At 39.8% G+C, this 20,755-nt stretch carries 24 protein-coding genes; 22 read left to right on the top strand and 2 right to left on the bottom strand.

Translation table 11 applies throughout. From position 1 onward, the window contains the following. Window positions 1-59 precede the first annotated feature (59 nt). The 7 genes from ACW0TQ_RS18615 to ACW0TQ_RS18585 all read left to right on the top strand — a co-directional run bounded on the left by ACW0TQ_RS18615 (window position 60) and on the right by ACW0TQ_RS18585 (window position 6,705). The gene (locus ACW0TQ_RS18615) at window positions 60-989 is read left to right on the top strand and encodes an urea transporter (RefSeq protein ID WP_455725898.1); all 930 of its coding nucleotides are present in this window, start codon (window positions 60-62) and stop codon (window positions 987-989) included. A gap of 132 nt (window positions 990-1,121) precedes the next feature. Next, on the top strand, window positions 1,122-1,643 hold the full coding sequence (locus ACW0TQ_RS18610; RefSeq protein ID WP_455725897.1) for a GNAT family N-acetyltransferase: 522 nt from the start codon (window positions 1,122-1,124) through the stop codon (window positions 1,641-1,643). Window positions 1,644-1,703: 60 nt separating this feature from the next. Then, window positions 1,704-3,290, top strand: coding sequence for a nickel ABC transporter substrate-binding protein (gene nikA / locus ACW0TQ_RS18605; protein WP_042533496.1), 1,587 nt, complete (start codon window positions 1,704-1,706; stop codon window positions 3,288-3,290). A 63-nt stretch (window positions 3,291-3,353) separates the two neighbouring features. After that, window positions 3,354-4,283, top strand: coding sequence for a nickel/cobalt ABC transporter permease (gene opp1B, locus ACW0TQ_RS18600; protein ID WP_042533498.1), 930 nt, complete (start codon window positions 3,354-3,356; stop codon window positions 4,281-4,283). 2 nt (window positions 4,284-4,285) lie between these two features. Continuing rightward, window positions 4,286-5,131, top strand: a complete 846-nt coding sequence (gene opp1C / locus ACW0TQ_RS18595) for a nickel/cobalt ABC transporter permease (RefSeq protein WP_042533501.1) — start codon at window positions 4,286-4,288, stop codon at window positions 5,129-5,131. A gap of 10 nt (window positions 5,132-5,141) precedes the next feature. Next, window positions 5,142-5,954, top strand: a complete 813-nt coding sequence (locus ACW0TQ_RS18590) for an ABC transporter ATP-binding protein (protein WP_244882387.1) — start codon at window positions 5,142-5,144, stop codon at window positions 5,952-5,954. Beyond that, complete coding sequence (locus ACW0TQ_RS18585; RefSeq protein ID WP_042533505.1) at window positions 5,947-6,705, top strand: ABC transporter ATP-binding protein; 759 nt, start codon at window positions 5,947-5,949, stop codon at window positions 6,703-6,705. The genes ACW0TQ_RS18590 and ACW0TQ_RS18585 overlap by 8 nt, the downstream gene beginning before the upstream one ends. Before the next feature lie 61 nt (window positions 6,706-6,766). On the opposite strand, the gene ACW0TQ_RS18580 is transcribed toward ACW0TQ_RS18585, so the two are convergent. Beyond that, on the bottom strand, window positions 6,767-8,035 hold the full coding sequence (locus ACW0TQ_RS18580; RefSeq protein WP_193064545.1) for an aspartate aminotransferase type Ic: 1,269 nt from the start codon (window positions 8,033-8,035) through the stop codon (window positions 6,767-6,769). 202 nt (window positions 8,036-8,237) lie between these two features. Between ACW0TQ_RS18580 and ACW0TQ_RS18575 the strand changes: the two genes are divergently transcribed. The 13 genes from ACW0TQ_RS18575 to map all read left to right on the top strand — a co-directional run bounded on the left by ACW0TQ_RS18575 (window position 8,238) and on the right by map (window position 19,446). Beyond that, window positions 8,238-8,423 carry a hypothetical protein gene (locus ACW0TQ_RS18575; RefSeq protein WP_042533507.1) on the top strand — a complete coding sequence of 62 codons (186 nt, stop codon included), beginning with the start codon at window positions 8,238-8,240 and terminating at the stop codon, window positions 8,421-8,423. Window positions 8,424-8,610: 187 nt separating this feature from the next. Then, window positions 8,611-9,276, top strand: a complete 666-nt coding sequence (locus ACW0TQ_RS18570) for a Pr6Pr family membrane protein (protein WP_341172867.1) — start codon at window positions 8,611-8,613, stop codon at window positions 9,274-9,276. A gap of 63 nt (window positions 9,277-9,339) precedes the next feature. Continuing rightward, a complete protein-coding gene (locus tag ACW0TQ_RS18565) occupies window positions 9,340-10,074 on the top strand; it encodes an SDR family NAD(P)-dependent oxidoreductase (protein ID WP_455725909.1) in 735 nt (244 codons plus the stop codon). Between the two features lie 27 nt (window positions 10,075-10,101). After that, window positions 10,102-10,710, top strand: a complete 609-nt coding sequence (locus ACW0TQ_RS18560) for a DUF6434 domain-containing protein (RefSeq protein ID WP_256706054.1) — start codon at window positions 10,102-10,104, stop codon at window positions 10,708-10,710. A gap of 217 nt (window positions 10,711-10,927) precedes the next feature. Beyond that, window positions 10,928-11,143: a helix-turn-helix domain-containing protein gene (locus tag ACW0TQ_RS18555; RefSeq protein ID WP_226895044.1), complete on the top strand. Its 216-nt coding sequence runs from the start codon at window positions 10,928-10,930 to the stop codon at window positions 11,141-11,143. After that, complete coding sequence (locus ACW0TQ_RS18550) at window positions 11,058-11,288, top strand: DUF3923 family protein (RefSeq protein WP_042533511.1); 231 nt, start codon at window positions 11,058-11,060, stop codon at window positions 11,286-11,288. Before ACW0TQ_RS18555 ends, ACW0TQ_RS18550 begins: the two co-directional genes overlap by 86 nt. A gap of 37 nt (window positions 11,289-11,325) precedes the next feature. Further along, complete coding sequence (locus tag ACW0TQ_RS18545) at window positions 11,326-11,841, top strand: ClbS/DfsB family four-helix bundle protein (protein WP_042533512.1); 516 nt, start codon at window positions 11,326-11,328, stop codon at window positions 11,839-11,841. Window positions 11,842-11,963: 122 nt separating this feature from the next. Then, window positions 11,964-12,380 carry an ester cyclase gene (locus ACW0TQ_RS18540; protein ID WP_193064549.1) on the top strand — a complete coding sequence of 139 codons (417 nt, stop codon included), beginning with the start codon at window positions 11,964-11,966 and terminating at the stop codon, window positions 12,378-12,380. A 383-nt stretch (window positions 12,381-12,763) separates the two neighbouring features. Next, window positions 12,764-13,522 (top strand): MerR family transcriptional regulator, encoded by a 759-nt coding sequence (locus ACW0TQ_RS18535; RefSeq protein WP_455725908.1) that lies wholly within the window; start codon window positions 12,764-12,766, stop codon window positions 13,520-13,522. Next, window positions 13,519-14,550, top strand: coding sequence for a C45 family autoproteolytic acyltransferase/hydrolase (locus ACW0TQ_RS18530; protein WP_193064550.1), 1,032 nt, complete (start codon window positions 13,519-13,521; stop codon window positions 14,548-14,550). Before ACW0TQ_RS18535 ends, ACW0TQ_RS18530 begins: the two co-directional genes overlap by 4 nt. 203 nt (window positions 14,551-14,753) lie before the next feature. Beyond that, on the top strand, window positions 14,754-16,199 hold the full coding sequence (locus ACW0TQ_RS18525) for an MDR family MFS transporter (protein WP_193064551.1): 1,446 nt from the start codon (window positions 14,754-14,756) through the stop codon (window positions 16,197-16,199). Between the two features lie 1,213 nt (window positions 16,200-17,412). Continuing rightward, the gene (locus ACW0TQ_RS18520) at window positions 17,413-18,420 is read left to right on the top strand and encodes a ketoacyl-ACP synthase III (protein ID WP_193064552.1); all 1,008 of its coding nucleotides are present in this window, start codon (window positions 17,413-17,415) and stop codon (window positions 18,418-18,420) included. A gap of 285 nt (window positions 18,421-18,705) precedes the next feature. After that, window positions 18,706-19,446, top strand: coding sequence for a type I methionyl aminopeptidase (map, locus tag ACW0TQ_RS18515; RefSeq protein WP_193064553.1), 741 nt, complete (start codon window positions 18,706-18,708; stop codon window positions 19,444-19,446). A 140-nt stretch (window positions 19,447-19,586) separates the two neighbouring features. Here map and ACW0TQ_RS18510 read toward each other — a convergent pair whose 3' ends face one another. Further along, on the bottom strand, window positions 19,587-19,790 hold the full coding sequence (locus ACW0TQ_RS18510; protein ID WP_455725896.1) for a hypothetical protein: 204 nt from the start codon (window positions 19,788-19,790) through the stop codon (window positions 19,587-19,589). Window positions 19,791-20,046: 256 nt separating this feature from the next. On the opposite strand from ACW0TQ_RS18510, the gene ACW0TQ_RS18505 reads away from it, so the two are divergent. Together ACW0TQ_RS18505 and ACW0TQ_RS18500 are read left to right on the top strand one after the other, a co-directional pair. Further along, complete coding sequence (locus ACW0TQ_RS18505) at window positions 20,047-20,256, top strand: helix-turn-helix transcriptional regulator (protein WP_193064555.1); 210 nt, start codon at window positions 20,047-20,049, stop codon at window positions 20,254-20,256. Between the two features lie 76 nt (window positions 20,257-20,332). Beyond that, window positions 20,333-20,659 (top strand): permease, encoded by a 327-nt coding sequence (locus ACW0TQ_RS18500; RefSeq protein ID WP_226895045.1) that lies wholly within the window; start codon window positions 20,333-20,335, stop codon window positions 20,657-20,659. Window positions 20,660-20,755: the final 96 nt, after the last annotated feature.

Here is a 20,755-nt window from a genome sequence, read left to right as displayed (position 1 = left end):
AAAGAGCATTTAGAAATATTCGATAGCTAGCTTTCCCGGCCTTTGGAAAGGTAGATAAGATGGAACGACAAATTTCTGGAAAATATTATTTGATCAGTACACTGCACAGTTTTTCCCAAGTAATCCTGCTGGCGAATTGGAAAACAGGGCTTTTCATTTTTTTGGGCATTCTTGTTGTTTCCTGGCAATTTGCCGTAGTATCCTTATTAAGTGTAATAATAGCAAATATCATAGGCTATGTGCTGACGAAGAATAGAAGTTTTATAGAGGATGGATTAATGGGCTATAACGCCGTATTAACCTGTTTAGCTATTCTTATTTTTTTGGATGGGCCGTATCTGTGGCTGCTTGCCTTTGCAGGAACTGGATTATCCGCAATAGCAACCGTAGCTTTAAATAATTATTTTATGCGTATTCCGGTTCTCACTTTTCCATTCATTATTACATCATGGCTGATATTTTTATTTCCTTATAAATTAGATTTATTCACAATGAGTGATCAGCTTATACCGCAGAATCTAATGCATTGGGAGTATATTGAAGGAAGCGGAATGGACTGGATTACCGCATTTTTTAAAAGCATCAGTGAAATCTTTCTATTGGATTCTGTATGGGCGGGAGCGCTGATCCTGGCAGGAATTCTGATTGCCGGGATCAGAGTGAGCGTGAGCACCATTCTATCCGCTGTCGCTGCCTTAGCTTTTGCTTACATATTAGGGGCAGAAAATGATCAGATGCAGCTTGGGCTGTATGGATACAATGCGATTTTGACGGCCATAGCAGTGGGCCATACATTCAATGCCAAGGGGTCGAAAGGTATGTTTGTGTACGGTCTGATAGGAGCACTATTGACGGTTCCGATTTCTGCGAGCTTATCTATTCTGCTTATCCCATACGGCCTGCCTGTATTAACCATTCCATTTGTAATCATTACATGGCTGCTGTTGAGCGCATCAAATTCTATCTTAAAACCGGGAAATAGAGTATAATAGAAAATGAATTTTTATGATGAAGCGTTGTTGCATGGTGACATCAATAGAGAAACGAGTTGATGTTGCCTGCAGCTATGAAGAGAGAACAACATGAAGGAATCAATCAGAGCAAGGAGACGCTGATAGGAAATGTCTATACAAACACCTGTAAAATATCGTGTGAAACAGGTTGAACAAAAGGACGCTGCGCAGGTAGTGGATTTTATGACAACGATTCGAAAAGAAGTATTTCCGATGTTGGATCATCAGCAATTACCGCCGGATATGCTTCATTTTTATGCACATTATATAAATAGGAAAGAAGCGGCGTTATTTGCAGCTGTAAGTGAAGAGGGCAATGTGCTTGGTACAATTGGTTATCTGCCCTATGACAATCGTTTTGACGAGCTGCAGCAATTTTACGGGCAAATGAAGACCACGGAATTGGTAAGATGCTATATAGATTCGGCATATAGACGTTTAGGAATTGGCACTGCCCTCTATCAAACGGCTTTAAAGTCGATTCAAACAGCAGGATACGAGAAGGTTTATCTGCATTCTCATCCATTTCTGCCTGGCGGTATTCCCTTCTGGAAAGCGCTGGGCTTTGAAGAAAGACTGGCTGAGTCAGATCCAGTCTGGAAAACACTGCATATGGATAAGGTCTTATAGTATTCCTTTTGCGTGAGCTGCTTCATCAGGCATGACACCAAGAATAATAGGAGTAATAAAATGAGAAAAATAAATATAGGGCTGCTTTCCGTATTGTTTTTGTTTTTATTGGCAAGCTGCAGCAATTCGGAAAATGATAAAGCAGCTAAAGATGAAATCGTATATGCCAGCTCGAAGGATATCCGCGATATTAATCCGCATTTATACAGCGGGGAAATGGCAGCCCAGAATATGGTGTTTGAATCACTGGTCAAGAATACGGAAGACGGTGTAGAGCCTTGGCTGGCGGAGAGCTGGGATATCTCAGAGGATGGGCTGGAATATACCTTTCATTTAAGAGAGGATGTTACCTTTTCTGACGGAGAAAAGTTCAACGCAGAGGCGGTAAAACAGAATATGGATGCCATCATGGATAATGAAGAACGTCATGCTTGGCTGGATTTAGTCAATTTGATTGACGAAAATGTGGTAGTGGATGAATATACGTATAAGCTTGTGTTAAAGCATCCGTATTATCCGACGTTAACGGAATTGGGACTTACCCGCCCGTTTCGTTTTTTATCTCCCAATGACTTTGTGGATGGAACGACAAAGGATGGCATCAGCGGTTATTCGGGAACAGGGCCGTGGGTTTTATCAGAACATAAAGAGAATCAGGAGGCTGTGTTCACTGCCAACGAAGAATATTGGGGAGAACAGCCTAAAGTGAATGCAGTAAGATGGAAGGTGATGCCGGATCATCAGACCATTCTGCTTGCCCTTGAAAAAGGAGAGGTCGATCTGATTTTTGGATCCGATGGAGATATGATTGACCTGGACTCTTTCTCCGCGCTGGAAGAGCAGGGAGAGTACGTAACCGAAATGAGTGAGCCGGTCGCTTCCAGAGCGATTTTATTGAACTCCAATCGTCCCATCACTGGCGAAATCGAGGTAAGAGAAGCGCTGCAATATGCGGTTGATAAACAATCGATTGCGGATGGTATCTTAAATGGATCAGAATCTGTTGCGCCGACCTTGCTTGCATCGACAGTTCCTTACAGCGACCTTGGACTGGAGGAAAGGAAATATGATCCGGATAAAGCTAATAATCTGCTCGATGATGCCGGCTGGGAGTTGAATAGTGATGATGGATATCGTTATAAAGATGGCGAGAAATTAGAGCTTAACCTGTATTATAATTCGGATAATGCACAGGAAAAGACGATCAGTGAATATATTCAGTCTGATTTGCGGGAGATAGGTGTGGAGCTGCATATCACTGGAGAGCAGAAGCAGGCGTTTTTAGACAGACAAAAATCAGGAGAATTTGATTTGCAATATTCCTTGTCATGGGGAACGCCTTATGACCCGCAATCTTACCTGTCCTCCTGGAGAATCCCGGCGCATGGCGATTATCAGGCGCAGACAGGGCTGGACAAGAAAGCGTGGCTGGACGAAACAATTACCGATTTGATGATTGAGCATGATGAGGAGAATAGAGAAGCGATGTATGCGGAAGTGTTATCGTATATCCATGATGAAGCAGTATACATCCCGCTCACATACTCACGTACAAAAGCAGTCCATCGACCAGAACTGCAGGGTGTCACGTTTAATGTCTCTCAATATGAAGTTCCATTTGAAAACATGTATTTTGATACAGAGTAAATTAAAAAAGCGGATGAAGGTCCGCTTTTTTGGTTCTTTAATGTAAGAATGTAGGTGGAGTAAATGAAGCGTTATATTACGAAAAGAATCATAAGCATCATTCCCTTATTAATAGGAATATCCTTTTTGGCGTTTATTCTCATTAATCTGAGCGAAAGTGATCCGGCGGAAGTCGCGCTGCGGGTAAATGAAATCACACCGACAGAAACAGCTGTTGCAGAGATGCGCGAGGAGCTGGGCCTCGATAAACCATTTTTTGAAAGATATATTACATGGGTGACCAGCAGTATCAAAGGTGACTTCGGAAACAGCTTTGTTAATAATAAACCGGTGATCGAAGAAATCGGGCAGGCATTGCCAGCTACGCTGATGCTTGCGTTGGTTGCCTTCGTAATGATTGTTTTTATCAGCGTCTCTGCCTCCATTCTATGTACGATTTATGAAGGAAGCATCATTGATCGGACCATTAGAGGCTTTGTCTTTATTGCAGAGGCCATGCCCGGTTATTGGATCGGGCTTTTGCTGATATGGTTTTTCTCGATTAAATTAAATCTGCTGCCGACAAGCGGGATGAGCTCTTGGACATCTGTTATTCTGCCGGCAGTAACGTTAGCTTTTGCTTATATTTCCACCTATGTGAGATTGATTCGAAATAATATGGTGCAAAACAAAAACGAGAATTTTGTACTTTATGCAAAAGCCCGCGGGATGAAAGAGGGTATTATTTTAAAGCGTATTTTCAAAAACTCTCTTCAGTCTGCTATTACAGCACTGGGCATGTCGATTCCCAAATTAATTGCAGGCACTGTCATTGTCGAGAATATCTTTGCCTGGCCGGGGATAGGCAGGCTGAGTGTGACAGCGATATTCAATTATGATTATCCCGTTATCCAAGCGTATGTCTTTCTGATGGCGGTTTTATTTGTCATCTGTAACTTACTGGTAGATATTGTTACTGCCATATTCGATCCAAGAATGAGAAAAGAGGTATAATCATGGGGGGTTTAAATAAATTGATGAGAGATCGTTCCGCCATGATTTGTATCATTTTCTTAACCCTTGTGGTACTGGCAGGAATTTTCGCGCCATGGCTAGCGCCGCATAGTCCAATTGATGTCAATGTAAAAGAAAAACTGGCGGGAATAAGTACAACCTATCCGCTTGGTACGGATCAGCTGGGGAGATGTATTTTTTCAAGGCTGTTATACGGGATTCGCACGACGGTTTTCATTGCCTTTATAACCATGATTGTCACGATTGTGATTGGAACATTGATTGGAGGAATCGCCGGACTGTTTCGCGGGAAAATCGACGAGATCATTATGAGGATTTGCGATGTCTTTATGTCCTTTCCAAGTGAAGTGATGATTCTGGCCATTATCGGAATGATGGGACCAGGGCTTACCAATATCGTGATCGCCAGTATTATTGCAAAATGGGCATGGTACACACGTATGGTCCGTTCGATTATCATTAAATATGCCGATAAAAACTATATTCAGTTTGCCCGAGTCTCCGGCTTCAGCAGATGGCATATTTTCAAAAAGCATATCATGCCAAATACGGTAGGCGAGATTTCGGTCCTGGCCACACTTGATGCAGGTTCGGTGATTTTAATGATTTCCGCTTTATCCTTCCTCGGGCTGGGAGTGCAGGCACCGACGCCTGAATGGGGAATGATGTTAAACGAAGCGAAGAACGTGATGACCATCTATCCGGAATTAATGCTTGCTCCGGGAATAGCAATTCTTGTTGTGGTAGCGGCATTTAATTTTCTTGGGGACAGTCTGCAGGATGCCTTTAATGTTAAGCGTGGAAAGCGCGGTAAAAGAATGAGGTGATTGCTTGGTTATGCTGGAAGTGAAAAATTTATCGATACAAGATACACAATCAAACGAGGTTATCGTTGAAGATATATCTTTTAAATTGGAACGCGGCCGCAGTTTGGGCATTGTCGGGGAAAGCGGCAGCGGCAAGTCAATGACGGTGAAGGGGATGCTGGGGCTTATAGCGCCCTGGATAACCGTTTCCGGTGCAGCCTATTTTGAAGATGCGGATATGCTGAGGATGAAGACAAAATCAATTCGAGATATAAGAGCCCGGCATATCAGCATGATTCTGCAAGATGCCATGTCCGCCTTTGATTCGTTAGATACCATTGGAAAGCAGATGCAGGAAACGCTATGTGAGAATTTGATAATTTCCAGGACAGAGGCAAAACAAGTATCCTTGAGAGAATTAGAAAGAGTGGGGATAAAGGAAGCTGCACAGGTGCTGAAGAAATATCCGCATCAATTGTCCGGCGGGATGCTCCAGCGATGTATGATTGCCATTGCAGCAGCCGTACAGCCTGATATTATTATTGCGGATGAACCAACCACTGCGCTGGACGCTATTACCCAAAAAGAAGTCATTGCAACATTTCAGCATCTCCAGGCTCAATCGGGGACTACCTTTATTTTTATTTCTCACGATCTCGGCGTTATCCAACAGCTGACGGAAGATGTGCTTGTGATGAAAGACGCGAAACAAGTGGAATATGGCAGGACAGAAAATGTATTTCAGCATCCACAAAATGAATATACAAAATACTTGGTGGATACAAGAATCAAACTGACCCGTGCGTTTGAACAATCGATGAGAAAGGATTCCTATCATGCTTGAAGTAAAGAAGGTCTATAAAACATATCCGAAAGCAGGAAAAGGCTTCAGAAAAGAAAGGTTATCCGTCTTAGCGGACGTATCCTTTCAGATTCATGCGGGAGACTGGGCTGCCTTAGTCGGGGAAAGCGGCAGTGGGAAAAGTACATTAAGCAGATTGATATTAGGCTTGGAAAAAGCAGACAGCGGCAGTCTGTTGCTGGAGGGGGAAAATCCAGCAGCGTGGAGGAAGGAAAAGAGAGGGCAGATGAGTGTTGTTTTTCAGGACTATACGTCCTCAGCCAATCCTGCTTTCCAGATAAAAGATATTATCATGGAACCCTTGAAGGCTTTCAGCCGGAATCATCCGATACAGGAAACAGCGGAAAGTTTAATGGAGAAAGTCGGTCTGTCTAAGGAGTTAGCAGAACGTTATCCGCATGAGTTAAGCGGCGGCCAGTTACAGCGGGTGTGTATCGCCAGGGCAATTAGTACGAAGCCAAAATTTTTGGTTCTGGATGAAGCAGTCAGCTCGCTGGATGTTTCTGTTCAAGCACAAATCCTAGATTTACTCGATACGTTAAAAAAAGAAATGGATATGACGTGTCTATTTATCGCACATGACTTGCAAACCGTTGCTTATCTATGTAATCAAGTGATGTTTTTAAATGAAGGAAAAATCGTTGAACAGATAGAGACAAAAAATCTGGCAAATGTGCAGAGTGCTTATGCGAAGAGGCTGTTGGAAGCAGTGGTTCGGTTTAGAGTGGAATAGAATTCTACTATATAAAACATGCCACTTGCCTGCTAACCCGGCAAATGGCATGTTTTATCTTTTATAATAATTTTTTCGTGCTTACAAGAATAATGCATGTACATAACACGTCGATTGCTTTTTCCACTTCTTCTAACGATGGGAATGATGGCGCAATACGAATGTTTCTGTCACGAGGATCTTTCCCATATGGAAAGGCTGCTCCGGCTCCGGTTAAGGTGACTCCAGCCTCTTTGGCAAGATGGATTACTTCAGAAGCACAGCCGTCCATCGTATCTAAGCTGATAAAATAGCCTCCATCCGGTTCTGCCCATGTTGCAATGCCATAAGAATCCAGTTTGGAATGAAGTATTTCTATTACGGCATCAAATTTAGGCTTCATAATTTCCGCATGCTTTTTCATGTGTTCCAGGAGATTACTATAGTTTTCAAAAAAGCGGACATGGCGCAGCTGGTTTACTTTATCAGGACCAATTGTCTGCACGCTTAACTGCTCTTTAATAAAGCTGATATTTTCCCTGCTTGCTGCTACGACTGCAACACCAGAGCCCGGGAAAGTCATTTTGGAAGTAGATGCAAACATAAATACTCTGTTTGGGTTTCCGTGTTCCTTACATGCTTCCAATATATTTTTTAATTTTGGAGGATGATCCGTCAGGTCATGAATGGCATACGCATTATCCCAGAAAATTTTAAAATCCTTTGCTTTCGTTTCCATTTTAGCTAAACGTTCCACGACCTCATCACTATATGTAATACCCTCGGGATTACTATATTTCGGAACACTCCACATTCCTTTGATGGACGCATCGTTGCGTACAAGCTCTTCCACCTTGTCCATATCCGGACCGTCATTCAGCATCTCTACGGAAATCATTTCGATATCGTATTGTTCACAAATCGTAAAATGCCTGTCATAACCGGGGACAGGGCATATAAATTTAATTGCATCTTCTTTACCCCAAGGAGTTTCGCTATCAATAACGCCTTTAATCAATGCTTTTGAAATCAAATCATGCATGATATTCAGGCTGGCATTACCTCCGATTAAAATCTCCTCTGTATCTACTTCTAATAGATCTTTAAATAATGCTTTTGCTTCTGGCAGACCATCTACCATCCCATAATTTAAAACAAAAAAGTTATCCCCAATATTTTTAGAAGTAACGCTGTCTAACAATTCCAATGACAATTGCAGCTGCTCAGCGCTTGGCTTTCCTCTCGCCATATTTAAAGATAGATTTTCTTTCTTGATTGCATCCAATTCTTTCTTTGTTTTTTCATGAAGATGTTGCAGACTGGAATGATCCATCTGTTGTAGCGTACTCATTTTATCCCTCCGGCATGTGTAACTTAATTTTATCTCTTGTTAATTATTTTATTTCATTCAATAAGAATTGCAAGGGAAAACATGAGAAGTTTACAAATCTATTTAACAAGGAAGCATTTCCTCTATAAATTGTTGAATAATTGAAACATTTCCCGGCTGTAACCCGTAAAGAAAGATAATAAGAAAGGAGAGGAATAGCATAATGAGTGACTGGTGGGAAAAGAAGAAATCGAAAACAAGGAAAAGCAAAAAGGGGAAAGGAGATTATACAAAGACCGATTTGTTTTTTGATATTCTTTTTTGGATTCCGGAAGTTATCATTCTTCCGATTCGGATTCTCTTTTGGTCATTTAGAGGCGTGCTGAGATGGGTGACGGATGTAATGTGAAGCAGGGAAGGGGAAAGTTAATTTGGAGATCATTTCTGCATTAATAAACTGTTTAAATTCAACTATAAGAGCAGGAGTTATAGTAAATATGTAGAATTCTATAATAGGAGCAGCTGCAAATCAGCTAACAGAGCAGCCTTAATTATGCTGCGCTATTTTGTATCGAAAATAAAATAGGGGTATTTATATGGGAAATGTAATTGAAAGACCATTCAGGTTAAAGCTGGGTTTTCATCTGTTAATTGGGCTTACAGGTTTTATCAGTGTTATTTTACACGTCGCCTACTCTCCGGACCCTTTGGTATCAATAACGAAATTTACGTTTCAAGCGAATTTAATGGTCGCGATAACCTTTCTGTGCAGCAGCGTCGCCATTTTAAATCGTAAAAATCAGAGTCCATTCTTGGATTTTTTCAAAAATGCTTCCGTTATATATATGTTTGTCTGCATTTCTACCTATCATTTTCTTCTTGCCAGCGGGGGTGAATATACTGGCATCCGCACCATCACGAATGTGACGCTGCATTATTTTATTCCGATAGCCGTCTTTATCAATTGGCTTCTTTTGGAGACGAAGAAAAGATACAGCTATCAATATATTTTTTATTGGATGATTTATCCGGTTATTTATTGTGTTATTTCAAGCTTGAGAGGATTAATGGACGGGTTTTACCCCTATTTCTTTTTAAACCCCAATGGTGAGATTCCGGCAGGCGTGGGAAGTTATTCAAATGTTGCAGGCTTTATTGCCGCTTTTTTATTTGTTTATATTATTCTTGGGTTTCTGCTGATTGTATCTAATCGAATATTTTTGTATATCGGTCATAAGAATAGAGCTATTTCGTCGCGATAGATTTGCATGAAAGAGTTTGAGGAAATGGATATATAATAAAAGGAAATAAAGGAGATTTTAATGGTGCTTCAAAATAGAGAAATTATCGTCACTGGTGCAGCTGCTGGAATAGGGAAGGAAGTGGTCCGGCAGTGTATAGAGGTAGGCGCGGCTGTTATAGCGTGTGATAAGAATCAAGAAGGACTGGATGATTTAAAGCAGAGGATAGATCATCGCGACAAATTATTTACATATGCATTAGATATCAGCAGCTATAAAGCAGTTTCTGCATTCTTTCATTATCTGGAAACAGAACATCCCAAGTTAGATGGATTAGTGAATAATGCGGGTGTCTACTTAGCAAAAAATATTTCAGATTATCAAGAGGATGAAATAAACAAGGTATTAGATGTGAATGTAAAGGGAGGCATTTATTTCTCGCAGCTGTTTGGTGAAAAGCTGCTTCAAGCAAAGCAACCTGGCGTGATTGTCAATATGTCCTCCGTTGCAGGGATGGAAGGGAGCTCGGATGCAATCTATGGTGCTTCAAAAGCAGCAATTCTGGGGCTGACGAAAAGCTGTGCCATGAATTTTTCTCCATACATCCGGGTAAACGCTGTTGCGCCGACGATGGTGGACACCTCGATGATGGAAGTCATCCCTTCGTGGAGAAAAGAAGAATATTTACATAGCGAATTAGTTGATACACCAGTAACTGCTAAGGATGTTGCTGAAACAGTAGTGTTCTTGTTATCGGATAAGTCGAAACATTATACAGGAGCTACTTTTGATATCAATAACGGCGGTTATCTGAGATGAAGCTGCACGTCAGGGGGGAGCGAAAAAATGAACAGACAGAACAAAGAGACTCGTCCTTATTTGGATGAGAACATTTCGGTAGAAGATTTTTTAGATTTCTATTGGTTGAAGGTGGAATTGCAGGATTTTTGCAGAAAGAAAGGAATGCAAACTTCAGGAGCTAAAACAGAAATTGCAGAACGTATCATCCATTATTTAAAAACAGGGGAGCTATCACAAGCTGCCAAGTCTAAAAAAGCACCTGCATATCCAGAAAAACGGAAAAAGGCAGATTCGATGAGCTTGGAAACGGTGATTGAATCCAATTTTAAATGCACGCAGGAGCATAGAGAATTTTTTAAACGTGTGATTGGCCCGAAGTTTCATTTCTCTGTAGCCTTGCAGAATTATCTCAAAGCCAATGCTGGAAAAACATATCAAGACGTAGTAGATCATTATTATCAATTAGAAGAAGATAAAAAGAAAGGAAAGCGTACAACGATTTCCGGACAATTTGAATATAATACGTTTATTCGTGCTTATTTTGATGATTCGGCGAATAAGGGAAAATCACTGCAAGACGCAATCAGTGCCTGGAAGGAAGTTCGGAGCAGACGCGGCGATAATGTATATCGATCTGCATCTGAAGCGGAATGAAGTAAGTTAAAACGAATCTGGATTGGGAGATTACATGCTATTTTTATCAAAAAAAGGAGAGAAAACTCCCTCTTCAAGCGCGTAGAGGTAATGGAGAGATGAATCTCCTATGCACAAAAGATTGCTTTTGAGTGTTTCGATTGTTCAATATTAAATCGAACAAATGTTCCAAAATCATCGTTCTTCTGATATAATAGACAGGAGGAGGTAAGAAGCCATGAAAGTAAAAAAAGCATTTCGTTTTCGTATCTATCCGAACAAAAAACAAATCACCTTCATTCATAAGACAATCGGCTGCTCCCGCTTTGTCTACAACTATTTTACAGGAAAACAAATAGGTGATACATATGATGAAAATTTGGTGGACAACAAGTATCGTTTGGATACTATTTTTTATAGCAGCATCTGTTGCTATCGGCGTTCGAGATGTTGACGGAGCAGGGGTGGTACAGACTCCTGAATTAAGATTTCTTGCATTTATGGTTTTAGGCGGATTTTTTGTACTTGTTCTGATAGGTCAATTGATATTTTTATATTTTGCAAGGAAAAGAAAGCATCCGTCTCTGGCAAAGAATTAAAAATAAAACAATTTACATATCAGAAAGGATGGATGACATGCAGGGATACGAGAGTAAACAAGCTCTAATTGATGAAATCACTAAGAGAGCCAATTTATTTATTAGTGAATTTGATTCAGTGAATCATTCAGATAAAGATGTCTCTGTAGATGATGTAGACAGAACGCCGGCACAAATGATTGCTTATCAGCTGGGATGGATGAATTTAATCTTATTTTGGGAGCAGGCCAATCAAAATGGGGAAGATGCTATCACGCCAACGCCGGATTATAAATGGAATAATCTCGGCGGCCTTTATCAAAGCTTCTATGATACGTATGCAGATGATTCATTGGGAAATCTGATTGAGAAGTTTCATCAAGATGTTGACCGGGTCATTCAGTTGGTAGAAAGCTATCAGGATAAAGAGTTATTTGAGCAGGGTGGCAGACAATGGGCGACGACGACTCCTTCCAGCTGGGCGATTTGGAAATGGATCCATATTAATACAGTGGCGCCGTTTAAGACATTCCGGACGAAGATTAGAAAGTGGAAAAAGGTTCGGGGAGTATAAGTTTGCATTGTTTCAATCTGCAAAATAAGCAGATACTAAAAAAGAATAGGAAGTTAATCGGGAAATTACTAACGTATCATGTTATTAATGGAATCCTATTAATCAAGAGAGGAGTTTATAATATGAATGGAAAAGAAATTTATCAAGCATGGATGAATGCCTGGAATGAAGACATATCTATTCTGCATGACATTACTGATGAGAATTGCACAGTACATCAAGCAAGAACAGATGGCAAAGATTCGGGCAGCGCAAAAGGGATAAAAGCATTAAAGGATGTTGTTGAATCTGCTAAATACTATTTTGAAAATGTAAACATGTCCCTAGTGGTTCAGCCCATTGAAGAAGGAAACTATGTTTCCGCCCGCTGGAATTTTGAAGGCATTTATAATGGTAATATGGAGGGAGCAAAAGCAGAGAAAGGAAAGCTTGTTTCCTTTGATGGAACGGACATATTCCGTATTGAAAAGGGTAAAATCAAAGATTATTGGGTTTCTTCTGATGTAATGGATTTTATGAATCAGCTGGAAGTATTTTAGTGGTATGTTCAGTTGGACTTACTTGAAAATTCATTAATTTTTGCTAGCTCTATATGAAGGATGGAGCTGTTGATGTATAGTATGATAACCTTTTGAAAATTAGTTCGGAAAGCGAGTAAGTTTAAGAAACATAACGTTCTAATCAAAATCTAGTTAAGAAAACACTGAAATGCAGCTGCTTCAGTGTTTTTTGATTTTTTTGGCGGGAACAGATGATTCATTTCGTGAAGACAATTCAATCATTAAGGGCTTCAAAAACTTAATGATTGAATGAATTTAAATGGCATTTTTGAAGTAACAGTCCGCAAAGTACTTCTTGACATTCAAGTTACTTAAAGGGTTATGCTTATAGTTAAGAAAGGGAATTGGAGGAAAACATATTGATGACGATACAGGTCTTTTCAATACAGACTGGAATACCAAAAAGCACCCTTCGTTTTTATGAAGAAAAGCATCTTCTGAAATCAGTAAGGGAGGAGAGCAGTAACTACCGCATGTATTCCGAAGATCAAATTCCTCTCGCCAAGCTGATTGCAAGCTTGCGGGCAGCTAAGGTTCCTATCCGTGATATTCAGCTTTATTTAGAAGCGAACGAAAACAGCCGGAAGCAGATGAAGAAGAAATGGATTCAAACCATAAAAGAAAATCAGAGACAGCTGGAAGTCAGTCTTCGCTATTTAGAAAGTGATAATGAGAAAGAAGAGATTTATATGTTTGAAAAAACGGGAGAGAAAGTCATTTGGTTTGAGGCAGAATCCGCTGCGGGACAGTTTAGCCGGGAGTTTGTTTTCAGAAGAGAACAGATGAAACAGCACTATATTCCGATTAACAACATGTATTTACGGTATATATCCGGAAACAGAAATCAAGTCAAAGCAGAGATTGGCTTCGGTGTATCCCGAGAAATAAATACAGCACTCTTTCCAGATGCTTTTTCAGAAAAAATGCGGGGCAGCTTCTGTGTCGGTCTTCCTTTTAATGAAGACTTTTCAAAAATTGAAAGAGCTTATCGCAGCTTAATGGATTATTGCGTGACAAACAGCTGGACTCCTGCTGGTTCTATTCTGGAATGGTATCGCGGTGACCAGATGGAAACAGCCGACATCATTATGCCTGTCAGTTATATAGGGGCGAAGCAATGAAGCATAGAAAAAAACTGCAGGTGGAAGTCATGGAACTAAAAGGGAAGATGTATGAAATCGGCAGGAAACAGGGCATTGCGCTGAAATCGAATGCAAAATGGAAACAGCAAACGGAATTACAGACGAATGGAAACATGCTGGAAGCAAGAAAACAAATAGAGAAAGTTTCGCCAAGTCTTTTGAACGAGATAGAGGGGCTGGCTGCAGGGATGAACATTCATGTAGATACAGCAATGCAGCTGTTTGGAGGGTACAATATACAAATGCCTTCCATGGGCTGTACCACACTGGCCAATGACTCTTTGTATGTGAGAAATTATGATTTTAGTGATGCATTATATGATGCTCGACTGGTTCTGCTCAATCCGGATAACAGCTATGCAAGCATCGGGTTCAGTCAGCAGATTACTGGCAGACTGGATGGCATGAATGAAAAGGGGCTTGTGATTGGGCTGCATTTAGTAAATGAAAAGGTCAGTCAAAAAGGCTTTTTGGCAACGACGATATGCCGAATGGTCTTGGAGCAATGTGCTGACATTTATGAAGCAATTTCACTTATCAAACAAGTTCCCCACCAGTATTGCGTGAACTTTTCCATCATGGATAGAGAAGGAAATAATGCTGTTGTGGAAGTATCACCTGAGCAACAGATTGTTTATAAAAGGACACCGCTGATATGTACGAATCATTTTGAATCTAAGCAGCTAAGTGAAAAAAATAGAGCATTCATTCAAGGTTCGCTGCACCGTAAAAATTATTTGGAAGCCTTGGAAAAGAAAAATGTTACTCCAATTTCTGCGTATCATATATTTAACGATGAAGAATCGCCATTATTTTTCAAGGATTATAAAGAATACTTTGGAACACTTCATACGGTGGTCTATTGCCCTAAAGACCGGGGTGTAATGGCGGGGATTGGAGGAAATGGTGATCCCTATTTCCTTTCGTTCAACGATTGGCTGAAAGGAAAAGAAAAACTGCCTTGTTTACTTGAAGGGGAGATAGCAAGCGGGAGCTTCCTTTATTAATATGGCGGGTTTAGATTGAAATCATGCCATCCTTTAAATACATCTTTTCTTAACCAAAGCGCATTAAATTTGTTGTTCTCTGCTTTAATTTCTTACCTTGCTATGGCGGGGAAATGTAAAGCACAATCGTCGACAAAACGAAATCATTCCTGTAACATGGTCACTATTGTAATTTGTTATATGAAGGAGGGTGTCATAGAAAAGTGCAATCATTTAATAAAACACCTATCATTATCGTACTTCTTACAGGTGGGTTCATATCAATTTTAAACCAGACGACGATGATTACTGCCATCCCGCCAATCATGGACGAAATGGATGTAAGTGCCAATACCGGACAATGGCTGACGACGGTTTTTATGCTCGTCAATGGCGTTATGATACCAGTCACGGCATTTTTAATGGCACGTTTCACGGCTAGGCAGCTGTTTATTACTGCGATGACCGTGTTTGCTGTCGGAACCGCTTTTTCTGCCATGGCTCCGAACTTTGGTATGCTGCTTTTAGGAAGGATCATTCAATCCAGCGGTGCAGGCGTAATCATGCCGCTGATGCAGACTGTGTTTTTACTACTTTTTCCTGTCAGGAACCGCGGCGTAGCGATGGGATTGGTAGGGCTGGTAATCTCTTTTGCTCCAGCGATTGGTCCTGCATTGTCCGGATGGATTATCACGAATTACTCCTGGCGCGCCGTATTTCTTCTTATTCTGCCTATAGCAATTATCGTTATTGTATTTGCAGCTAAAGTGATGAAAAATGTTACGGAATTAACGTATCCGAAATTGGATATGTTATCGATTATCTTGTCATCTTTCGGTTTTGGCGGATTTCTATATGGATTTACAAGTGCAGGAAACAATGGCTGGGCAAGTCCCATTACGATTACTACCCTGATTGTCGGAACGGTAGCGCTAGTATGTTTCATTATCAGGCAATTACGTATGGAGACGCCTATGCTGGAGTTTAGGGTATTTAAAAATCCTATTTTTACTTTATCAACGATTATTCCCATGATTGCATTTATGGGATTGATTGGCACGGAAACGTTAGTTCCGCTTTATATGCAGAATGCACGCGGTTTTACTGCGATGGAAGCAGGAATTGCGCTTCTTCCCGGCGCTTTAGTGAATGGAATGATGTCTCCCATCACGGGTAAAATATTTGACCGTTTCGGTGCGAGGTGGCTCGCAGTAACCGGCCTTATCATTATTACCATCTCTACATTTGCATTTACCAATCTGGGACCGTCCACATCAATGTTAATGATTACGATTCTGTATGCGATCCGGATGTTCGGTCTGTCTATGGTCATGATGCCTGTAACAACTGCCGGTTTAAATCAGCTGCCTAGAGACTTGATTCCACATGGTACGGCGATGACGAATACGATGCGTCAGGTTTCAGCCTCTGTTGGAACAGCAATTGTCATTACCATAATGACAACAACGGAAATGTCTGCAGAGCATAATCCGGATATATCTTATCCAATGATCCATGGTGTTAATACAGCCTTTATGGTCATTACAATACTCTCTCTGATTGGGGTTGTAATCAGCTTCTTTATGAAGAATGGCAATTCCCCTGCTGAAGAGCAAAGTCATATGCAGCGGGATGAAAGAGAAGAGCGGACAGTCCGTGAATCGAGGTAAAACAGGCCAGAGGGAAAATGAAATGAATTATCCAGCAGGTATTTGATTGAGCTTGCGTAAGGGTATTTTGAACTGTGTGTTATTTTATCTCTTTAAGGTTTTTTTTAGCAGTTTGTTAAAGTGTTATGAAAAATAGAGTTTGAAACAGCGTCAAGGGGACCCCTTGACGTTTGTTTTTCAATAAAGAGACAAAAGCAAATGGAAATGATGAATAGAATTTATTCAAAAGTGATGTTTCAAATTTGGATTTGTGCAGGACTCTTTCCATTTGTCTATTATAAAATTTGTTTGCCTTTTATAATTATAATTTACATTATTCATAATATTTAAATAAATATTTTTTTAGACTTTTAGTTAAAAATTTTATAAAAAACTAATGTCGATTGATATGCTGAAGAAAGTTGTTTAAAGCTTTGTGAAAAGGATTATATCAATCATTAGATATTAAAGTGAAATCCTACGAATACCGAAACAATGATAAAACATAACGGACTTCTAGAATATCGGCAGTCTGGAGACATTAAAATAATGCGTGAAATGAATTTATTTAGGCGGGAAATCTGGTGAGCTAACTTCCTGAATTACTCAAGATAACTCAGTGGGAGAAAGGAAACAGACTAAGTTCGCCACGCCTTGAGACTGGGCCTGCGATTACTCGCCCACTGAAACCATTGCGATTACCTACCCCGAAGAAGAACTTTTGTGTGTCTAAAACTCCTGCTGCGTGAAGTTTTTCGTTTTATAATTAATGAAGGTATTGGCTTCATATTCTGCATTGCTAAAAATATTATCGTTAATGACATGGAATATTTCCCGGGAAAGCGCATAATCTGACATTTTTGTTGAAAATGAGGGAAGAATAGCGAATATTGCTATAATGATTGGAAAGAATGTGTTTAGGCAGTTTATCTAAGTAAAATAAAAAAGTCGTTGGAAGAAGTGCCTTCAATTATGCGATGTTACTTTTATTGGATTTACGCCATCTGGCAGCATAGATGAGAGAAGTAGAGGCTCACCATGTTACACTGAGAAATATGGATTGGAATGATTTGATATAGAATGATAAATACCATGCATTATATTTTACAGAACCTATCATATATTTTTTATTACGTAGAACCGTCCGAAAAACTCCCACTGACTGATGTTTCGTTTTATGTTATAATTAGTACCAGATAATAATACTAACTTCTAATTATTTTGGAGGGATTCGATGATTGGAACAAGAATGACTGCGATCGGAAGCTATGTACCTGAGAAGAAATTAACGAATTTCGATCTGGAAGAAATGGTGGAGACAACAAATGATTGGATTGTACAGAGAACTGGAATTCACGAACGAAGAATAGCGCGTTCAGATGAATTTACGAGTGATTTATGTGTAGCTGCTGTGGAAGATTTAATGCGAAGATATAATAAAACAGTGGAAGATGTCGATATGATTATTGTAGCAACCAGCACGCCGGATTTTCCTTACCCGTCTGTTGCAAGCATTATACAGAATCGGCTGAAAATCAAGCAGGCAGGGGCCATTGACTTAGGTGCAGCGTGTGCGGGGTTTGTCTATGGTCTGCATACGGCGAATAGTTTAATTCGTTCCGGCCTTCATAAGAAGGTGCTTGTGATTGGAGCAGAAACGCTCTCAAAAGTAACGGATTATACCGACAGAAGCACCTGTATTTTATTCGGTGATGCTGCCAGTGCAGTGTTAGTGGAAAAAGATGAGGACGCAGAAGATTTTATCGGCTTCCATTTGGGCAGCGATGGTAGCGGCGCACAGCATGTATATCAAACCAGCTTAGCTAACAAGGTGAATGATGTAGAGCTAATTGACACAAAATATCTTGTCCAAAACGGGAGAGAAGTTTTTAAATGGGTAGTAAGGAAGGTGCCGAAAAGCATTGAACAGCTTTTAGAGAAAACGGAAGCCGGCTTAGATGAGGTAGATTGGTTTATTCCGCATAGTGCCAACCTGAGATTGATTGAACCGATTTGTGAAAAAATAGGACACCCGATCGAAAAAACACTTTATAGTCTTGAGAAATTTGGGAACACTTCAGCAGCAACCATTCCTTTGGCACTGGACCTTGGTGTTCGGAATGGAAAAGTGCAGAATGGAGATAAAGCGCTTCTGTACGGCTTCGGTTCCGGCTTGGTGCATGCAGGGCAGCTGTTAAAAATAAATTTTGATGAGGAAGTTAATACGCCGAGACCATTATAATTAAATATGTATAGGAGAGGATTTTCGTAATGCATTTATGTACGAAAGTCCTCTTATTTTTAATAAAATCATGGCGATACAATCCGTCAAATTCTAAAAATAGTTAGAGTAGCATTTATTATATATAACTGGCTGTATGATACGCCATTATAAGAATAAAAAAGATAGCCCTTTTGATTGTTTATTTTTTACAAAGAATTTTTAGTTGAAGAAAAATCCATACTGTTTATGATAAAATCAAAATGAAATATAAATTATAAAATACTTAAAAAGTGAGGATACACAATGATTGCAAAGACAGAAGAAGACTTTCAAGGTCTAAAAGAAATCGGTAAAATTTGTGGAGCCATTCGAAATGAATTAGTCCGATATACAAAACCTGGAATCACAACGAAAGAGCTGGATGAAATAGCAGGCGAGATGTTTGAAAAAGAAGGAGCACAATCTGCACCAAAAGGAGAATATGATTTCCCTGGATATACATGCATCAGCGTAAATGAAGAAGTAGCCCACGGTATTCCGGGGAAACGGATTATTCAGGAAGGCGACCTTGTTAATATTGATGTGTCAGGCTCGAAAAACGGTTATTTTGCCGATACTGGAATTTCCTTTGTAGTCGGAAATGGAGAGGAAATCCTGCAGAAAATATGTGACGTTGCTAAAGAAGCATTTGATGCTGGTCTGAAAAAGGCAAAGCCGGGTGCGAAAAAAAGCGGTCTTGGAAAAGCGGTGCACAATGCAGCCAAGCAAAATGATTTAACTGTTATAACAAACCTTACGGGGCATGGCGTTGGCCGATCTATTCATGAAGCACCGGACCATATTTTCAATTACTACTCCCGCTGGGATGATGAAATTTTAAAAGACGGTATGGTCATTGCTTTTGAACCGTTTATCTCTACACTGGAAGAGGAAGTTTACCAATCGGATGACGGGTGGACTTTCCTGACGGATGAAAGCTTTGTAGCGCAATATGAGCATACGATTATTCTGACGAAGGAAGGACCGATTATTACTACATTGTAAGTATGTTTTTAATGTTTTAAACCAGATTGTTTAAGTAGCCATTTTGTTTTTGAGCTTAGTTATCTCCATCGTTATTTAAAGACTATAGATTTTCATTCCATTAAAGGGCGGTATGGCATAATAAAGGCCATTACCGCCCTTTAATAAATTCGATTTAGAAACAGAATTAAATTACTGCCCATCCATAGGAAAATCGCAATTTGAGTCAGGACATAAACGGTTCGCTCCATGGCTGTTAATTTTCTTTCCTTTTTGATTTTTTTAAAATGAAAATAATAATAAACGGCGCATATCAAGAGGATTGCTCCAGATAATTGGGATATGTTTTCTAATAAGCCTGCCAATAAGATCCCCCTTTTTCCTTTGTTAGGTCATTCGATTATGGAATTGTCAAAACCTGCTTTCTGGGGTTATTGTATCAAAATTTCCAAACTACAAAAAGCGTGCGAAATACAGCGGCTGTTAGTTATGATTTTATAAATAATTTACATGTCCGTTAGACTGCATCATTCGGACGGACACGTTAAATAAGTAAAGTAAAGGACACTTGACGTCAAGTGTCCTTTACTTTAGCATTAATCATGAAGGGGCTGAAATCGATTGAAAAATAATATGGTGGAATTCAGACGAAAATTTGATTATTCTCAGGAAAAACTTGCTGAGCTGCTTGGCGTTTCAAGACAAACCGTTATTTCAATTGAAAAGGGAAAATACAACCCATCACTTCCTTTAGCCATGATTATTGCCGAACTTTTTCAAACTAATGTAGAGAATGTTTTTATTTTAGAGGAAGAAGATTATAAAAAATAAATGAGCAGGAGGGATATCGTGAATAAAGATGCAAGCCGGGGGCTATTTTTTAATTTTAGGTTTTTTTCAGGCAGGTATGTTTGGTTTTATTGTATTTGCAGCGGTGATGGCAAATGCATTTCCGCCAACTTCCACCTATATCATGCCATCATTAGGTATTATGGCTTTTTGCATGAGTTATCTTTATCCGCAATTCAAACAAAAAGATGAACGAATGAAGTTAATTAGGCAAAAGGGGCTGGAGTATGCTTATTTCGCCTTATTAGTTTATTTTATGATCCTAATGATTATTCTGCAGTTTAATCTCTTAACACTATCTGCATTAGACGTGCTCTATATTCTGACAGCATTAACCATTTGTACGGTCTTTATTTGCATGGTCATCGCTGCGAAAAAGTATTAATATTTTCTAGTTTGATGAAATAATCGATAATACATATGGACAGAAAAATATCAGAAAGAATGGAATCATATGAAATCATGTCCGTCTATTACTGTG

This window comes from Oceanobacillus sp. M60 (assembly GCF_053839645.1).
This window is presented reverse-complemented; position numbering and strand designations above follow the sequence as displayed.